At 56.6% G+C, this 17453-nt stretch carries 19 protein-coding genes and 1 pseudogene; 10 read left to right on the forward strand and 10 right to left on the reverse strand.

From position 1 onward, the window contains the following. Positions 1-432: 432 nt before the first annotated feature. Positions 433-1086, reverse strand: coding sequence for a 5-formyltetrahydrofolate cyclo-ligase (locus T8A63_RS19790; protein WP_322346199.1), 654 nt, complete (start codon positions 1084-1086; stop codon positions 433-435). 177 nt (positions 1087-1263) lie between these two features. On the opposite strand from T8A63_RS19790, the gene T8A63_RS19795 reads away from it, so the two are divergent. Beyond that, positions 1264-2292, forward strand: coding sequence for an IS110 family transposase (locus tag T8A63_RS19795; protein WP_067629924.1), 1029 nt, complete (start codon positions 1264-1266; stop codon positions 2290-2292). 282 nt (positions 2293-2574) lie between these two features. On the opposite strand, the gene T8A63_RS19800 is transcribed toward T8A63_RS19795, so the two are convergent. After that, on the reverse strand, positions 2575-3222 hold the full coding sequence (locus T8A63_RS19800; protein ID WP_322346201.1) for a hypothetical protein: 648 nt from the start codon (positions 3220-3222) through the stop codon (positions 2575-2577). A 118-nt stretch (positions 3223-3340) separates the two neighbouring features. Here T8A63_RS19800 and T8A63_RS19805 point away from each other — a divergent pair, with 118 nt between their 5' ends. From T8A63_RS19805 to T8A63_RS19845, 9 genes are all read left to right on the forward strand, one after another. Continuing rightward, the gene (locus tag T8A63_RS19805) at positions 3341-3481 is read left to right on the forward strand and encodes a hypothetical protein (protein WP_322346203.1); all 141 of its coding nucleotides are present in this window, start codon (positions 3341-3343) and stop codon (positions 3479-3481) included. A gap of 220 nt (positions 3482-3701) precedes the next feature. Then, positions 3702-4778 (forward strand): transporter substrate-binding protein, encoded by a 1077-nt coding sequence (locus T8A63_RS19810; RefSeq protein WP_322346204.1) that lies wholly within the window; start codon positions 3702-3704, stop codon positions 4776-4778. Continuing rightward, positions 4778-5377, forward strand: coding sequence for an ANTAR domain-containing response regulator (locus T8A63_RS19815; protein WP_322346206.1), 600 nt, complete (start codon positions 4778-4780; stop codon positions 5375-5377). Before T8A63_RS19810 ends, T8A63_RS19815 begins: the two co-directional genes overlap by 1 nt. Then, positions 5373-6254, forward strand: coding sequence for an ABC transporter permease (locus T8A63_RS19820; RefSeq protein ID WP_416153262.1), 882 nt, complete (start codon positions 5373-5375; stop codon positions 6252-6254). The genes T8A63_RS19815 and T8A63_RS19820 overlap by 5 nt, the downstream gene beginning before the upstream one ends. After that, a complete protein-coding gene (locus tag T8A63_RS19825) occupies positions 6251-7171 on the forward strand; it encodes an ABC transporter permease (RefSeq protein WP_322346209.1) in 921 nt (306 codons plus the stop codon). The genes T8A63_RS19820 and T8A63_RS19825 overlap by 4 nt, the downstream gene beginning before the upstream one ends. A gap of 39 nt (positions 7172-7210) precedes the next feature. Next, positions 7211-8851, forward strand: a complete 1641-nt coding sequence (locus tag T8A63_RS19830) for an ABC transporter substrate-binding protein (protein ID WP_322346210.1) — start codon at positions 7211-7213, stop codon at positions 8849-8851. Next, the gene (locus T8A63_RS19835; protein ID WP_322346213.1) at positions 8841-9788 is read left to right on the forward strand and encodes an acetamidase/formamidase family protein; all 948 of its coding nucleotides are present in this window, start codon (positions 8841-8843) and stop codon (positions 9786-9788) included. Before T8A63_RS19830 ends, T8A63_RS19835 begins: the two co-directional genes overlap by 11 nt. Continuing rightward, positions 9788-11560: an ABC transporter ATP-binding protein gene (locus T8A63_RS19840; RefSeq protein WP_416153263.1), complete on the forward strand. Its 1773-nt coding sequence runs from the start codon at positions 9788-9790 to the stop codon at positions 11558-11560. The genes T8A63_RS19835 and T8A63_RS19840 overlap by 1 nt, the downstream gene beginning before the upstream one ends. A 138-nt stretch (positions 11561-11698) precedes the next feature. Then, positions 11699-12094 (forward strand): hypothetical protein, encoded by a 396-nt coding sequence (locus T8A63_RS19845; protein ID WP_322346216.1) that lies wholly within the window; start codon positions 11699-11701, stop codon positions 12092-12094. Positions 12095-12409: 315 nt separating this feature from the next. On the opposite strand, the gene T8A63_RS19850 is transcribed toward T8A63_RS19845, so the two are convergent. From T8A63_RS19850 to T8A63_RS19880, 8 genes and pseudogenes are all read right to left on the reverse strand, one after another. After that, positions 12410-12985 (reverse strand): IS630 family transposase, encoded by a 576-nt coding sequence (locus tag T8A63_RS19850; protein ID WP_322346217.1) that lies wholly within the window; start codon positions 12983-12985, stop codon positions 12410-12412. Further along, positions 12982-13179 carry a hypothetical protein gene (locus T8A63_RS19855; protein WP_114294110.1) on the reverse strand — a complete coding sequence of 66 codons (198 nt, stop codon included), beginning with the start codon at positions 13177-13179 and terminating at the stop codon, positions 12982-12984. The genes T8A63_RS19850 and T8A63_RS19855 overlap by 4 nt, the downstream gene beginning before the upstream one ends. 99 nt (positions 13180-13278) lie before the next feature. Next, positions 13279-13368: pseudogene (locus T8A63_RS22450) on the reverse strand (transposase); the annotation flags it as partial. Positions 13369-13454: 86 nt separating this feature from the next. Next, complete coding sequence (locus T8A63_RS19860) at positions 13455-13796, reverse strand: hypothetical protein (protein WP_322346222.1); 342 nt, start codon at positions 13794-13796, stop codon at positions 13455-13457. A 103-nt stretch (positions 13797-13899) separates the two neighbouring features. Then, complete coding sequence (locus tag T8A63_RS19865; RefSeq protein WP_322343857.1) at positions 13900-15123, reverse strand: IS256 family transposase; 1224 nt, start codon at positions 15121-15123, stop codon at positions 13900-13902. Between the two features lie 23 nt (positions 15124-15146). Beyond that, positions 15147-15713, reverse strand: a complete 567-nt coding sequence (locus T8A63_RS19870) for a hypothetical protein (protein WP_322346223.1) — start codon at positions 15711-15713, stop codon at positions 15147-15149. Between the two features lie 254 nt (positions 15714-15967). Next, positions 15968-16720, reverse strand: a complete 753-nt coding sequence (locus tag T8A63_RS19875) for an amino acid ABC transporter ATP-binding protein (RefSeq protein WP_322346225.1) — start codon at positions 16718-16720, stop codon at positions 15968-15970. Between the two features lie 51 nt (positions 16721-16771). Next, entirely contained in the window at positions 16772-17449 is a 678-nt protein-coding gene (locus T8A63_RS19880) for an amino acid ABC transporter permease (RefSeq protein ID WP_322346227.1), read from the reverse strand. Between the last annotated feature and the right edge of the window lie 4 nt (positions 17450-17453).

The following is a 17453-nucleotide window of genomic DNA, read 5'->3' on the forward strand; positions in this document are numbered from 1 at the left end:
TGGTTTTCATTGGGACCAAGGCGAGCATACAGGCGGTTTCTTTAGCCCGTCTGTTGTGCAAAAGCGGACACGCCCTGAGATTGGGTCTGCCATCCAAAGGGTTTTTTCTGCGGATGAGATTACAAATGGACCCTTTGGTGGCGCTACTTCTTTTAGGGGGTCGGCCTTTTTGGAAAGAAATTCTGCAGCCTTACCCGGCCCAAAAACTTCGTCAAATTGAGGGGCTGTGGAGGGATGGGCTAAGAGCCAATCGATGGCTTTGGGGGTGGGATCAGAATAGTTGCTGCTGCCCTCCGCCCATGTCTGAGAGGCCACGGTGGCTAAAAATATCGCAATAACCCGGATCATATTTGCCTCGATTTTTTGTAACAGTACCGCAAGAGCTAGGAGGGGGTTGGTGTTGAAAAGTGTCAGCTTTTGAACTGCGCTAAGCTATGGCCGATCAAACACTGTTCCATCAGAAAGGATGACACTGTCCATTGGGATATCCCATGGCATCGGAAAAATTGTTGGCATGAGGCAATGGGAAAATCCGACGCCGATAACCTTTGGTCGGGGATCAAGGCGTGCCAAGGTTCGGTCGTAATATCCCCCGCCATTGCCAAGCCGGAAACAGGTTTCGTCCACGCCCAACAGGGGCGAGATCACAACGTCCGGCACCGCTTCCGCGCCGCTTGCGGGTACCGGAATGTTCCAGACACCGCGGCGCATTGCGCAGCCTGGCTGCCAGCTGCGAAAGCTCAAGGGGGCGTGTTTTTCCGTGACGACCGGCAATAGGATAGCGGCACCGGCGGTGTGCGCCTTTGCCATCCAATCGCGCAGGTCCGGCTCTGCGCGAATTGGCCAGTAGACAGCGATCCTCATGCCTTGCTGCGAAGAGATCCGTGTCTCTAGCATAGCGGTTAACTTTGCGGACGCCGCGGCATGTTCCGCTACGGATAGTTTCTGCCGTGCCTTCATCAAACGGGCGCGTTCTGCTGTCCGAAACCTTGCCACATCCCGCAGTGTTTCAGGGTCGACAGGGTGCCCGTCGACCAAAAGATGAGCCAGGCAGGGCTCGGCGCCGCCGATGTCGTCATCTTCCATTATTCAGCCCTTCTGTAACACAGTTTGCGGCCCCCGAAGACGAAGGCACCACGCGAGGTTGTGAGACTGCGAGGCTGCCCATGGGTGAATAGATGGGGTGGTTGCCGTCCTCCCCAAACGGCATCGCAATGTGCCAAGGTCGTGGTGTTCAAAGCCACAAGAAGGAAAGGACGGCTAATGATAGATACAATGATCGGAGTGGACCTGGCGAAGAATGTTTTCCATCTTCATGGGGCCAGCATGACCGGGCAGTTGAAATTTCGCAAGAAGCTGTCCCGGCCACAGTTTCGCGCGTTTCTTTCTACGCAACCGCCTGCCGTGATCGTCATGGAGGCCTGCGGCAGTGCCAGCTACTGGGCGCGAGTGTTGTCCGGGATGGGTCACGAGGTGAAACTGATCGCACCGCAGTATGTGAAACCATTTGTGAAACGCCAGAAGAATGATGCTGCGGATGCTGAAGCTATCGTCATCGCCGCGCAGCGGCCGGAGATGAGGTTTGTTCCGCCCAAGACCAAGAAACAACAGGCCCGTGCGATCCTGTTCCGGAACCGGGAGCGTTTGGTGAACCAGCGCACCGAGCTGGTAAACAGTCTACGATCAATCCTCTACGAGTTCGGGCACACTATCCCGCAGGGCATCGGGAATGTGAGCCGCGGGTATGAGATCCTTGAGGACCCAAATTGCGATCTTCCGGACCTAGTCCGCCAGGAATGTCGAGACCTTTTGGAACTGATCGAAGAGACCACGGTACGGATCGCGGCCAAGTTAAAGCGGATCAAAGCGTTGTCCACGGAGACGGAAACGGCCAAACGTCTTCAGACGATGCCGGGGGTTGGCCCTCTAAGCGCCCTCGCCATTGAGGCGTTTGCTCCACCACTGGAGACATTCGCCCGGGGCCGCGACTTTGCGGCCTGGTTGGGACTCGTGCCGCGACAGCATTCATCCGGCGGCAAACCCCGTCTGGGGCGCATGTCGAAGGCAGGACAGTCTGACATCAGGCGCCTTCTGATCATCGGCGCGATGTCACGCTTGAGCAGGTTAGGCCGCAAATCCATACCCAAAGGGTCCTGGCTGGAACGCATGCTTGCGCGCAAGCCAAAAATGCTGGTCGCGGTTGCGCTGGCCAACAAGATGGCCCGCGCCCTCTGGGCAATGCAAATGACGAAGGAGAGTTATCGGGATCCGACGCAGACTGTCGCTGCATGACCATACTGTAGCACAGGGCTGAGCAACGTCGGTGAAGGAGGTGTAAGAAGTCAACGACCTGAATGGGCAAAATGATCGAACAGATCTGGATCGGGAAAACCAGGATAAGGGGAAGAGCGTCAAAGCTCGTTGTTTAGGTCTGGCCTCGATCCGCAGATCACCATCCCGGCCAGCGGCTTCTGGTAACGCCGCACTCAAAGGCCTGACAGAAGCTCGCACTCGATCACCAACTCACGCAGATTGAAAAACTTCTTGCATCACGGACGGCAACCACAGAAGCCCTTATGAGGGGCCAATCACTTCGATCACTCTGCATTTTTGGCCGTCCATCGCTGAGATCGCGTTCCTCACGGAAATCTCAGATTTTTTTCTGTTCCAAGCTTCCGCTTTTTCGCAGTTTCGACGCGCTTTAAGCTTTGCGACATCGGCGGATTTGGCATTGGTGTCGTAGCCTAAGGCGCGGCTGCCGATCGCAAAGGCGGCATATCTGCCTGATTTTTGGCGCTTCACCTCTGGGAGGAACTCACTTTTGTAGTACTTTTCTTTGTACTTATTAAAGCCAAAGGCATTCCTTGTGCCGGGGGCCACAGTTGCCGGCAAGACGGCAGCCACCAGCGTGCAGGGCCGGCCTCTTGCGTTACCTTCACAAATTTTGACGGCGGCTTGCTCTGCGAGATCTTGCGAGAAGAAGCCGGTCGTATATCCCCAGGCTCCGTTTTCCGTGTTCAGCGCGAAGCCACCAAAATAGTCGATATCTTTGCTGATTTTGTCGAACTGGCTTTGCTGCACCTCTGTTAGAGCAATATCTTGATACCATACGATTTGCTTGCCGGCCCCGAGGAAATTGATTTCGGGGCTCTGTGCGTGGGCGCCGGTGGCCAGCATGGTGGCCAGGCAGGAGGCGAGCGTCAAAAATCTGAACGGCTTCATAAATCTTAATGTCTTTCTTTAATGGTATATGACGTCTTGAGTGGCATCTCGTCGCTGGGGGTTCAACTATAAAGGGAGGCGCTCAGGCGTGACCCTGCAGTGCGCAAGGGGTTTGGTGATGTTTGTCGAAGTCCCTGCTGTTTACCACGACCCGCTGACATTCGTTTTAAGGCTGTTTTGCTTAGGGCGACTGAGAGATGCCTTGCGCGGCTTGCAAGATTTGGAAGCGGGCAATCTGCAAGGGGGATTGGCTCTCTAGGCGTCTTGTCAAAGGCAAAGCCCATCCTTTGAGCCTATAGGGTAACAATTGACCCAAAACGGGCATGGGGGTGGAACTTAGTTTCAAAATTCCATTTTTTTCTCGACATATCGCACCCTTCAAGATAGCAAGTCGACAAAGCGGATACATCCGCATGGCATTCGGGCCTCATGTCGCACTTCTCAGTGCGCGTGGGGCTTTTTTTGTTTTTGGGGTAAAAGTGAAGCGAAGCGTTGATCTTGGCGTGCTCTATTCAAGTTCGGGCACCTATGCGGCTATATCGCAGGCGGTTCTGCGCGGGACGCTCGCTGGGGTTGAGGAGATCAACGCCGATCCCTCCAATCCCATCCGTTTCCAGCCTATTGTTCGAGACCCCAAGGGGCAGTTGGAGCGCTATGCACCGCTTTGTGCTGAGATTCTGGAAAGTTCAAAAGCGCGTCACGTTTTTGGCTGTGTGACCTCATCTTCGCGCAAAGAGGTAATCCCCACGCTAGACCGGACCAATGCGATGCTTTGGTACAACCTTCCCTTCGAGGGGTTCGAAACGTCAAACAGGGTGATCTACAATCATGCCTGCGCGAACCAGCATCTGTTGCCTTTGCTAAGCTGGTGTTTCGGCAACTTCGACACCATGCCGTATCTGATCGGCTCGAACTATATCTGGGGCTGGGAAACCTGCCGTGTGGCGCGGATGAGGGTTGAAGACGCCGGCGGGCAGGTTCTGGGCGAACGCTATCTGCCCTTGGGCGAGGAAGACGTCGCGACGTTGATCGCTGAGATCGAAAGCCTGCGGCCCCGGTTCATCCTGAACTCATTGGTGGGTGCCAGCTCCTATGCTTTTCTGCGCGCCTATGCCGACCTAGGTCGGCGCGATCCGCATTTTTGTGCAGAGCAATGCCCGGTGGTGTCGTGCAACCTGACAGAGGCAGAGCTCCCGCTCTTGGGGGATGCGGCTGAAGGGCTGGTGTCAGTGGGGCCGCACTTTTGTGCCTCTCAAAGCGAGGGGGGACGGGATTCCTCATTTGAGAATATCTCGCGCCAATCTGTGCATACCTTGGCGGCGATGCTCGTGGCCCAAGGCGAACAACCCTTTGAAAGTTTTATCGCCGAACAGGGCGATCTTTTTGGAATAGATCCCGCAACCCATCACAGCACGCTTGAGGTTGATGTGGCACAGGTGCGTGATGGGGTTTTCAAAGTGTTGCACCATTGGTCGGACGTGGCGCCTGATCCCTATCTGACCCGGCCCGCGCGCCACCCGCGTATTGACCGCCCCCGCCTGAGCGTCGTGTCCTGATGGCGGGTCTTCTTGGTATCCCCAATCTCGATCAGGCCTGCGCCTTAGTCGTGCATCCCGTGCCCGATCATGCTGCGGCCCTATTGCGCCAACTCAAGGCGATCGGTCTGAGGGTTATCCATGCCTGGCCAGACCTTCCAGCTTGGGCCATTACGGCGGATTTTGTCTTTTACGATACAGACATGGGCTATGACGCGCAGTTTCCTTGGGAGCCGGGCCAAGCCCCGATGCCAATGATCGCCCTCGTCGGGTCCGAAGCGCCCGGGCGGATTGAATGGGCCGCGCGCATGGGCGCAGATGCATTGCTGCTCAAACCGGTGGGATCAAGTGGTGCCTTCTCAGCGCTGCTGATGGCGCATCATTCGTTTGAACTGCGCCAAAGCCTGAACGCTGAGATCAAGCAACTGCGCCATCGCGTATCCGCGCGTCAAACCGTGGTGCAGGCCGTGGCATTGCTGTCGGCGCATGGCAAATCCCAAGACGCCGCTTATGACCAGCTGCGCCAAATGGCGATGGCTTGGCGCATCAATGTTGAGGATGCCGCGCTGCGCATTGTCGAAAATGCTAAAGACGAAGGAAATTTGCGTGACTGCAATTGAACCTGCCACCCTGCGCAGTGCTGCACCCTCGGTATGGACCCGTCTGCGCCGCCGTAAACTGGCGCTCATTGGTCTTGCGTTAATTGCGCTGACCTTCTTTGGGGCGATCTTTGCGCCGTGGCTCACACCCTATGAGCCCAATGACCAGATGTTTGACGGGCTGACGCTACAGGGCGCGCCGATGCCACCGGGAGCGCAGTTTCCACTGGGGACGGACCTGTTGGGGCGCGATCTGTTGGCCCGCATCCTATACGGGGCGCGCACATCGCTGATTATCGGGCTGGTGGCGAATGGGGTGGCACTGGTGATCGGAACCCTGATCGGCATTACGGCGGGCTATTTCCGCGGCTTCATTGGGAGTGCGCTGATGCGGCTTACGGACCTGATGATGGCCTTTCCGGCGCTGTTGCTGGCGATCTGCCTTGCGGCGATCTTCCAGCCGTCGTTGTGGATCGTGGCGTTGGTGATTGCCACGGTGAACTGGGTGCAGACCGCGCGGGTAATTTATACCGAGACGTCATCCTTGTCGCAGCGTGAGTTCATTGCCGCAGAAAAGACTTTGGGCGCGGGGCATCTGCGCATTTTGTTTCGCCATATTCTGCCGCATCTGGTGCCGATGATCATTGTCTGGGGCACGCTTGGCATCTCCACCACTGTGCTGTTGGAGGCGACGCTTAGCTATCTCGGGGTCGGTGTGCAGCCGCCCACACCGAGCTGGGGCAACATTATTTTTGAGAACCAGACCTATTTCCAGGCCGCGCCTTGGCTCGTGTTCTTTCCAGGTTTGGCCATCGTGATTTTGGCGCTGGCTTTCAACCTTGTGGGTGATGCGCTCCGCGATGTGCTCGACCCGACACAAAGAGGGCAGGACCAATGATCAATTTCCTCGGCCGCCGTTTGCTGCAATCCGCCATGATCCTTCTGGGGGTGTCCTTCATCACCTTCGCGTTGCTCTATCTGCTGCCCTCCGATCCGGTGCGCCAGATCGCCGGACGGTCCGCGACCGCACAGACCGTCGCGAACATCCGTGAGCAATTGGGCCTCGATCAGCCCTTCATCGTGCAATACTGGCGCTACCTGATGGACCTTCTACAGTTCGACCTGGGCCGGTCTTACCTGCAGAAAACCGAGGTGAGCGCGCTGATTGCAGCGCGTCTGCCTGCAACGCTCTTGTTGATGGTCGGCGCGATTTCAGCGGAACTGGTGCTGGGGTTGGGCATGGGCATTATCGCGGCCCTGCGCCGAGGCACCACCACCGATAACACGCTGATGATCGCGTCCTTTATTGGCGTGAGCGCGCCGCAGTTCGTCGTAGGGCTTTTGCTGCTTTATGTTTTTGCGGTCCAACTGGGTTGGTTCCCTATCGGCGGCTACGGCACCTTCGCGCATCTGGTGCTGCCCGCGCTGACCTTGGGTATCCTCGGCTCGGGTTGGTATAGCCGTATGATGCGGTCTTCGATGATCGACGTATTGCGCCAAGACTTCATCCGCACCGCCCATGCAAAAGGCCTGTCGCGGGCGCGGGTGCTGCTGCGCCACGCGCTGCCCAATGCGATCCTGCCCGTCATTGCGATGATCGGCATCGATATCGGTATCTTTATGGGCGGTATCGTGATCGTTGAATCTGTCTTTGGTTGGCCCGGCATCGGTCAGCTTGCATGGCAAGCGATCCAGCGCGTCGACATTCCAATCATCATGGGCGTCACGCTGGTTTCGGCCTGCGCCATCGTGCTTGGCAATCTCGTGGCCGACATTGCCACGCTGTTTGCCGACCCGCGGATCAAGGTCCGCTAAACCTTAAATCAAAAAACGATCCAACAAGGAGAGACGAAAATGAAGAAGTTCCTGACCTCTACGGCGCTGGTCGCAGCGCTTGCCTTGCCGGGCACGGTGTTTGCCGACGGCCATTCCGACATGGACCCCAACGCCAAAGCCGGCGGCAATATCACGATCACCTACAAAGATGATGTGGCCACACTGGACCCGGCCATTGGCTATGACTGGCAGAACTGGTCGATGATTAAATCGCTCTATGACGGATTGATGGACTATGCCCCCGGCACCACCGACCTGCGCCCCGGTCTGGCGGAGAGCTATGAGATTTCCGAGGACGGTAAGGTCTTTACCTTCAAACTGCGCGAGGGCGTGAAATTCCACAACGGCCGCGAGATGACCGCTGAGGACGTCAAATATTCGCTCGACCGGGTCACCAACCCCAAAACGCAAAGCCCGGGCGCAGGTTTCTTTGCCTCCATCGCGGGCTTTGATGCGATCTCTAACGGTGAGACCGAGACCCTTGAGGGCGTCAAAGTCATCGACCCGCTGACTGTGGAGATTACTCTGTCGCGCCCCGATGCAACCTTCCTGCATGTCATGGGCCTAAACTTTGCCGCGGTGGTGGCGAAAGAAGCGGTTGAAGAAGCGGGCGCCGATTTCGGCAAGACCGCGATGGGCACCGGTGCGTTTAAGCTGGGGGAGTGGACCATCGGCCAACGCCTCGTATTTGAAAAGAACGAAGACTACTGGCGCGAAGGGCTGCCCTATCTCGACCGCGTGACCTTTGAAGTGGGCCAAGAGCCAATCGTGGCACTTCTGCGCCTTCAGAACGGCGAAGTGGACGTGCCCGGCGATGGCATCCCGCCGGCCAAATTCCAAGAGGTCATGAATGATCCTGAGCAGGCGGCCCGTGTGGTTGAAGGAGGCCAGTTGCATACCGGCTATATCACCCTCAACACTAAGATGCCGCCCTTCGACAACGCGGATGTGCGTCGCGCGGTGAACATGGCGATCAACAAAGAGCGGATCACGCAAGTGATTAACGGTCGCGCCGTGCCTGCGACCCAACCGCTGCCCCCCTCCATGCCCGGCTATACAGAAGGTTATGAAGGCTACGCCTATGACCCGGAAAAAGCCAAAGAGATGTTGGCTGAGGCGGGCTTCGCCGATGGGTTCGAGACAGAGCTCTACGTGATGAACACGGACCCCAATCCGCGTATCGCACAGGCGATCCAGCAGGACTTGAGCAAGATCGGTATCGACGCGTCGATCCAATCGCTGGCGCAGGCCAGCGTCATTGCTGCGGGCGGTGAAGAAGACCAAGCGCCGATGATCTGGTCGGGCGGAATGGCGTGGATTGCCGACTTCCCCGATGCATCGAACTTCTATGGCCCAATTTTGGGCTGTGCTGGTGCAGTTCAGGGCGGTTGGAACTGGTCGTGGTACTGCAACGAAGAGGTCGATGCGATGGCCACCGAGGCCGATAGCATGACCGATCCCGATGCTGCGGAGGCGCGGTTGGAAAAATGGTCGGACGTCTACATGAAGATCATGGAAGACGCGCCTTGGGTGCCGGTGTTCAACGAACAGCGCTACACCATGAAGTCCGAGCGGATGGGCGGCGCCGATGCGCTCTACGTCGATCCCGTCTCGATCCCCGTTAACTATGACTATGTGTATGTAAACGATGTGCAATAAATGTCCTGACTATACGATCCACGGACGCCATCACCATTTTGGCTGGGACAACGCGCTTGTCCCAGCCGAGACGGTGACCCCTGGGTCCACGCTCGAATTCCACTGCCATGACAGCTCTGCCGGTCAGTTGACCAAAGACAGCACCGTTAAGGACGTGGAGACGCTGGATTTTGGCAAGATCAACCCGGTTTCGGGCCCGATCTATGTCGAAGGCGCGGAGCCGGGCGATGCGCTCAAGATTACCATCGAGGGGTTCACCCCCTCGGGGTTTGGCTGGACCGCCAATATCCCGGGCTTTGGGCTCTTGGCTGATCAATTCACTGACCCCGCGCTGACGATCTGGGACTATGACCCCGATACGCTGGCGCCGGCGCTTTTTGGCAAACATGGCCGCGTACCGCTTAAACCCTTTGCGGGCACCATTGGCTGTGCGCTGGCCGAAGACGGTTTGCATTCCATCGTGCCGCCGCGGCGTGTGGGCGGTAATCTCGACATTCGCGATCTGGCAGCAGGCACCACGCTCTATCTACCGGTTGAGGTGGCGGGCGCATTGTTCTCCATCGGCGATACCCATGCGGCACAGGGCGACGGCGAGGTCTGCGGCACCGCCATTGAGAGCCCAATGAACGCCACGGTGACGCTTGATCTGGTCAAAGATGCACAACTTAAGATGCCACGGTTCACAACACCGGGGCCGGTGACCAACCACCTTGACGCCAAAGGCTATGAGGTCACCACCGGGATCGGGCCGGATCTGATGACGGGCGCACGGGATGCAGTGAGCCAAATGGTCGACCTGCTCTGCGCCACGCAGGGTTTGGCGCCGGAGGATGCCTATATGCTGGTTTCCACCTGTGGCGATCTGCGCATCTCGGAAATCGTGGACATGCCAAACTGGATCGTGTCCTTCTATTTCCCACGCTGTGTCTTCGAATGATGGCGGCGATGCAAACCTCCCCCGCGGCGCACCCCGCGGGGGCCCGACCGGTCCTCACGGTGGACGGCCTGTCGATCTCGGTCCGGACCGAGCAGGGCATGCTGCCACTTGTGCAAGACCTGTCCTTCACCTTGCATAAGGGCAGGACCTTGGCGATTGCGGGTGAAAGCGGGTCGGGCAAATCGCTGACCTCCCTTGCGATCATGGGTCTGCTGCCGCCGCCCGCGGTGCGGGTCACGGGCGGTGCGATCAATTTCGATGGGCAAGACCTGACCAAGCTCGCTGAAGGCAAGCTAAAACAGCTGCGCGGCAATCGCATCGCGATGATCTTCCAAGAGCCAATGACCGCACTCAATCCGGTCATGCGTATCGGTGCGCAACTGATTGAGGCGATCCGCGCGCATGAAGACGTATCGAAGGCCGAGGCCCGTAAACGCGCACTTGAAGCCGTGCGCGCCGTGCGTCTGACCGAGCCAGAGCGCCGCTTGCAGCAATATCCTCATGAGCTTTCGGGCGGCATGCGCCAACGGGTGGTGATCGCCATGGCCATCGCCCTGCGTCCTGATATTCTGATTGCAGATGAGCCGACGACCGCGCTCGATGTGACGGTCCAGCGCGAGGTGCTCGACCTTCTGCGTGATTTGGCGCGCGATATGAACACAGCACTAATCCTGATTACCCACGACATGGGTGTGGTGGCCGAGATGGCCGATGACGTTCTGGTGATGCAGCGCGGTCGGATGGTGGAGCACGCGCCCGTGCGCAAGCTCTTCTCAAACCCCGATCAGCCCTATACTCGCCAGTTGCTGGCAGCTGTTCCGCGCATGGGGCAGGGGCATGGGGCACATCCCGATAAGGATGCTGAGCCCTTGGTTAGCTTGCGCGAAGCGCGGGTGGCCTATGATCTGCACGGTGGGCTATTGGGCCGCGTGGTGCAGAGGGTGCATGCGGTTGAATCTGTGTCCTTTGATATTTACCCCGGCGAAACATTTGCCCTTGTGGGCGAAAGTGGCTGTGGCAAATCAACCATCGCAAGGGCCCTGGCCGGTCTGGTGCCGCATAGTGGCGAGATCCGGTTCCAAGGCAAACCACTGGGCAATGATGCCGCGACGCGCAAACAGATCAGCCGCGAGCTGCAGATGGTATTCCAAGACCCGATGGCCGCTTTGAATGGGCGCATGACCGCGGGTGATTTGGTGCGCGAGCCACTGGTGATCCACGGCGTGGGCACAGCAGCGAGCCGTCGCGAGAAGGCTGCCGCGCTATTTGAACGTGTGGGCCTGGGCGAGGACGCGCTTGATCGCTATCCGCATGAGTTCTCGGGAGGACAGCGTCAGCGTATCTGTATCGCGCGCGCGCTCGCACTGGATCCGAAACTCATTATCGCAGACGAAAGCGTCTCGGCACTTGATGTATCGGTTCAAGCTACAGTGCTAGACCTGCTGGCCGAGTTGAAACGCGAGATGCGCATGTCCTATCTCTTCATCAGCCATGACATGGCCGTGGTCGAGAATATCGCGGACCGGGTCGCGGTGATGTATTTGGGCCAGATCGTAGAGATGGGGACAGGTGCGCAGGTCTTCGGTGATCCGCGCCACCCCTATACGCAACGATTGATCGAAGCCGTGCCTCATGCTGATCCTGACCGCGTGCTGCCCGCGCGGGTGCTCGCCGCAAGCGATCCGCCGAGCCCGGTTCGCGCCGTTGGGGACCCGCCTGATATTGTGACGTTAGATAATGTGGGCGAAGGCCACTTGGTGGCACGTTCGTAGTTGAGGTAGACCGATACCGGGAAGTGTTGAGAAATATGTTTGGCGCATTTTCCGCAAATTTTCTCGTGCTGGAGAAGTCCAAATTGCACAACTGCCTCTACCACTCTAAAGTTGTCTAGAAATATCAGAGAGCTTTTTATGTCAAAATCACTTATCGCAGTGCCCGCACTGGCGCTTTCCATGCTTTCGGCCTGCGGTGGCAACATGCAGGGTGTGGTTCGGGGTACAGGCGAACCGGTAGCGTTTACATACGAACAAGGCATGTCTAGTGACAGGCTAACAGCAAGGATCGATCAGGAAGCATTCGCAGGCAAGGCTGTCATGCGCGGAGGCTCTACGACGATTGGTAATGTTGGTGTGTCTACGTTGGTGACGTCTAGCTATACTGGAGACTTTGTTGCTACGTTGATTGGCAGCCGAGGATCAACTCTATCTTGTCAGCTGCAATATGCTGACTCCAGTGGTTTCACTGGGGCCGGTGGGGTAGGGGTGTGTCAACATAGCGATGGACGCCTTATTGATATTATTTGGTAATTCCAGGTGCCTTCGTTCTGATAAAAGGGTAAAGGGTTTCATTCGCCGCTGGAGCAATGTTCATTGGCTTTACTCGCTAAACACTATTGGCGATAAGCTTATGCGCGGGTGACTTCCGATATGAGGCGAGACTTCACCGCGCTAAACCGGTCAACATGTATGTGCTGCAGGCTTTAGGTGATCTGAGGGCCATGGATCACTAGTCACGCTGGTTTTTGTGCCACGGTGGCCTTGGCGTCTTTTAAAGGGGCTGTTTGGGGGGCCGAGACATGTGCTTGATATAGCAAAAAAGCAGGTTCTTAAAGCATTTCTAATTTAACCTGAGGCATAGCCGGCAGCCTGAAAGTAGTTTGAACACTCCTGCGGGGAGTACATTGCGCAGATATCACCAAGGGCTTCGAACACCGAGGTGAATGATCGCGCACTGATGCGTCTGAGGTGAGACTTCAATTTGGAGAAAGCCAACTCAATTGGGTTCAGGTCTGGCGAATATGGCGGCAGATAGAGGAACCAGCATCCATGGGCCTTGAGCGCCGCCGCGGCTTCTTTGTTGCGATGCGTCGCGAGGTTGTCGAGAACGACTGCCGTGCCTGGCGCGATCTCAGGGATCAGGACCTTTTGGACATAGGCCGCGAAGGCAGGGCCATCCATCGCGCCTTTGATCACCCAAGGTGCGATCAGGGCCTCATGTGTCAGCCCCGCAATCAGGGTTTGGGTTCCCCAACTGCCGAAGGGCGCATCCATCTTCAGGCGCTCGCCACGCGGGGCCCATCCGCGCAGCCGGGTGAGGTTCGTTTTGACCGCTGTTTCGTCAAGAAAGACAACGCGTTCCGGCATCCGCGCAATGGCTGGCAAACGGTGTGTGAACCAGTCCTCACGTCGTCGCCTCACCTTGGCACGGTGACGTTCGGTAGCGACCAGTGACTTTTTTTGTGCGTGAACCCGAGGCGCTTTAGCAGATGCCCGATAGCAGAGTGCTGGACCTGCAGTCCGGTTGCATCAGCAAGCGCATCACGCAACTCAAACAATGTGATATCAGGGTCTTGAGCAATCAACTCTTCGAAAAAACCAACATGGGGTGCCAATTTCCCTGACCCTTTTGGACGACCCTGTACGGCAGGATCAGCCCGGCCCGTCGTTTGGATCTGATGCCGCCACCGTGCGCCCGTTGCCGGCGACAGCTTCAAGCGCGCTGCCGCCGCTCGCCCGCTTAACCCTTCCTCAATATATCTTTGAAACCGTGCCCGTAGCGCTGATGGCAAAGGTGCTGACATAGTTCATCCTCCCAAACAGGATGAATCACAATCAGACCAGTTTGGGAATCCCCAGCGATTCAGGTTTTGTTAGAAACGCTTTAGTTCTAAGAGGGGACTGAGCCTTTCAGCATCTCAGCATTTCTGCGCCGCAGTTGGCGAATTTTCCAATTGGCAAAGCCTTCGGGCAGGCTCGCGATCGCTTGTTCTACCAAACGGTAATGTCCCTTGGCGCTCGCGCGTTCCATCAAACGAAACACATAGAGGGGCGTTTCCATCCTCACCCGCATGAGATCATGGAAGCGTTTACGAGACATCGTTCCAGTTAGGGCTTCTTTGGCCAGGGGTCCCAAAATCCCCAATCGCCGTAAGGTCGGAGGAACCTTATGGGTCAAACCCGGCCAGGTCAGTTGCGTAACTTGCGGCCCCGCGAGGCGCTGTGCATGCATGAAATCCTCCGGTATGGTGGGGTCATAAATCAGGTAAGCCTTGCCTGCGGCTTTCAGCCCTTGTGCTGGGAGTGTGCGTAATTTTGTGCCCTGACGCCTTTAGTTACGCCATGGGAAAGCGTTCTTCGAACATGATGGCGAGTTGGCTTTTAACACGGTGCCATTCACGCACAGATCGCTTCCACTCGACGGAAGTAGCATTGAGCGCCAAGAAGATCAACTTTGCTGCCGCCTCATCGCTCGGGAAGTGGCCTCGGGTTCGCACCGCACGCCGGATTTTTGAGTTCAGGGCTTCTATGGCATTCGTTGTGTAAATCAATCGGCGCACTTCGGGCGGGTAGTCGAGAAACGGGATCACCTCGTTCCAGGCTCGGCGCCAGCTCGGTGCAATGGCCGGATAGCGCTTGGCCAGATCGCTCTCCTCGAACTCGGCCAGCGCAGCCTCTGCTGCTTCGACGTCCAAGGCGGTGTAGACTGCCTTCAGGGCTGTCGCCACGGCCTTGCGGTCCTTGTAGCTGGCAAAGCTCATAGAGTGGCGCAGCAAATGAACGATGCACGTCTGGACCTGGGTTTCCGGGAAAGCCGCCTCAATGGCCTGGGGGAAGCCTTTGAGGCCGTCGACCACGGCAATCAGAATGTCCTGAACGCCCCTGTGACGTAGATCATTCAGAACCTTTGCCCAAAATTTGGCACCCTCGTTGGCCTGGAACCACAGCCCCAGAACGTCCCGGGTGCCGTCTGGACGGATCGCCAAGGCTACGAAGACCGCCTTGTTCGAGACCGCTCCATCACTGCGGATGTTGACGCGGATCGCATCCATGAAGACGACGGGATAGCAGGGTTCCAGTGGCCGGCTCTGCCAGGCGGTGACCTCGTCCATCACAGCCTCAGTGATCACCGATATCAAGCTGGGTGATGCCTCAAAGCCGTAAATCTCTTCAATGTGCCCTTGGATCTCACGGGTCGTCATTCCGCGTGCATACATGCTGACGATCTTGCGGTCGAACTCGGGAAAACGACGCTGATACTTGGCGATCAACAGCGGATCAAAGGTGCCGTTGCGGTCGCGCGGAATATCCAAGATGACCTTCCCACTGTCGGTGGTCACAGTCTTCTGGCTGCTGCCATTACGACGATTGGGCGGATGGTTCTGGCCCTCCGCGACACCTTCTTCGCGCTCTGCCCCAAGATGTTCCTCCATCTCAGCTGTTAAAGCGCGTTCTGCCAATGCTTTGGTCAACTCGGCAAGAATGCCCTCCTTGCCGAATAGGTCGCCAGAGGACCGGCCTTCCATCAGTTGGTCTAATAGCTTTTTGTCGATGCTCATACGTGGGTCTCCTTATAGAGCAGTTACCACGCCAGAGCACAAAATTCAGGACAGTCCCCTTGTGCTGCATCGCGCCACTCCGTTGAGCTCCAATCATAAGTACGGCGCGCAAAACGATAGCGCTTTTCAAATGGCGCATCCTCAGCGGACAGCGATGACTGAGGGGCGAAGGCAACGACGATACATCCTGGAGCGAGTGGCGCGAATAAGCAGGCTGCATAGCCCCCCATGGAAGCCCCGTACATAGAGACTACAGGATAGCTTTCAAACAGTCCTTGAGCGCGCAGTCCTAAAAGGTAGTCGGTAAGCTCGGTTGAACGGAACCAATCATTTTTCTTGGTCATCACCCCAAGTGAACCCCACCCGTTCTTCTGGGCCACATCCTGTCCCCATGGTTTCCGGGGGAGCTTCGATTTCAAGGAGGCCAGGTTGTCAAAGCTGACGAGAAGCCGGCTTTTACCCGGAGTATAGGTGATAACGTGATGCTCGGTCTCGTGGTGAAAGCCACCGGCTTCTTTGACGTCCCGCTTGATCCCTTCGAAGTTTAAGTTGCTTGGGATTGCAGTCTTGTTAGGGCGTGGCTGTGGCATGATGGGCAAACAGTCCCTTAGTGGTTCGTATGGGTTGCTTCGGACATCATTTTTCTATGTGTCAAAGCCTTCCGTAGGCCAGAGGTGGCTTAAGCTCCTTCATATGAGCGCGTTATTGTTCCCGTAACATTACTCCGTAGGTCGTATTGTAGACACTAATCTTTGGCGTTCCCCTGTGCATTTTTGCGAAGGGGCTGTTTGCCTCACACCTGGGTGGCCAAAAATGCCCGCTATTGGTTTGAAGCCGTAACGCTTCAATGCCCGACAATTTGGCTGAGAAATTTCTGTGTCCGAGTGTTCTTGGGCGCTGAAAAAAAGGTATCAGGATTGTTTTCTTCAACGATGGCGCCATCCGCCATGAATATCACCCGATCAGCCACTTTTCGCGCAAATCCCATCTCATGGGTTACGCAGAGCATGGTCATACCATCTTCCGCCAGCTCACTCATCGTATCGAGCACTTCCTTGATCATTTCGGGATCAAGTGCTGACGTGGGTTCATCGAACAGCATAATCTGCGGCTTCATGCAAAGAGCCCGGGCAATAGCTACGCGCTGCTGCTGCCCTCCAGACAACTGCCCAGGGTACTTTCCTGCCTGTTCAGGTATTTTTACCTTTTCAAGGAAGTGCATTGCATTCTTGTTGGCTTCTTGTGTTGTTTCTTTACGCGTCCACCTCGGCGCCAACGTGCAATTCTCTAAAACAGTTAAGTGAGGGAATAAATTGAATTGTTGGAAGCACATCCCCACTTCAGCCCTGATTTTGCCTACGTTCTTCATATTGGACGTCAGCCGTGTTCCGACCACGTCGATCGTGCCAGAGTGATGAGCTTCCAAGGCGTTTATACACCTCACGAGCGTAGATTTCCCCGAGCCTGACGGGCCGCAGATCACAATTTTTTCGCCCCGCTTAATCTTCAAGTTGATGTTTCGCAAAGCATGGTAACTGCCATACCATTTGTTTAGCTCGGATATTTTGATAACCGCTTGATTGCCCGCATCCTGCATTTCTATGTCGTTCCTTAAATTTCTTTTTCTGTAAGGGTAGCCGCCTGTCGATTAGGCAGCTTTTCCGTCGTTCCGGAATCGCTCTTCCAGATAGGAAACCAAACGCACGGCGGGCAGCAGAACGATTAAATACATAATGGCAGCCGCAATAAGCGGAGAGGGGTTCGCGGTGAGGGCCTGTGCGTCGGTGGCCTGCTTTAGCAGATCTGGCATCGCTACGACCGATGCAAGCGAGGTGTCCTTTGCAATCGCGACCGCATTTGATGTGTGTGGTGGGATCGCGATCCGAAATGCCTGTGGCAAGATGACTTTCCAGATTGTGACCGGGAACGATAGGCCAAGTGCAGCTGCGGCTTCCGTCTGGCCTCGCGGGATAGCCTGAATACCGGCGCGGAACACCTCTGCGGTGAACGAGGAGAACACAAGCCCCAATGCCAATGTAGTCGCCATAAATGCGTTCAAGCGAATGCCCATAAACGGCAAAGCGTAATATATGATGACTAGCAGGACGAGGATCGGGATCGCCCGAAAGAGATCTACATAGGCGATTGCCATTCCACGGAAGAACTTGGGGGCATAGAGCCTGATAAGACAGATTAAAACTCCTGCGATCCCCCCAACAACGATTGTTGTGGTGGCCAGAGCGACAGTATTGCCAATTCCTTTAAGCAGCATTGGATAGACGCGGAGGATCACCTCTGCGTTGAGAAACGTATCAACGAAGTCCATGAGG

The organism is Sulfitobacter sp. OXR-159, assembly GCF_034377145.1.
GTDB lineage: Bacteria > Pseudomonadota > Alphaproteobacteria > Rhodobacterales > Rhodobacteraceae > Sulfitobacter.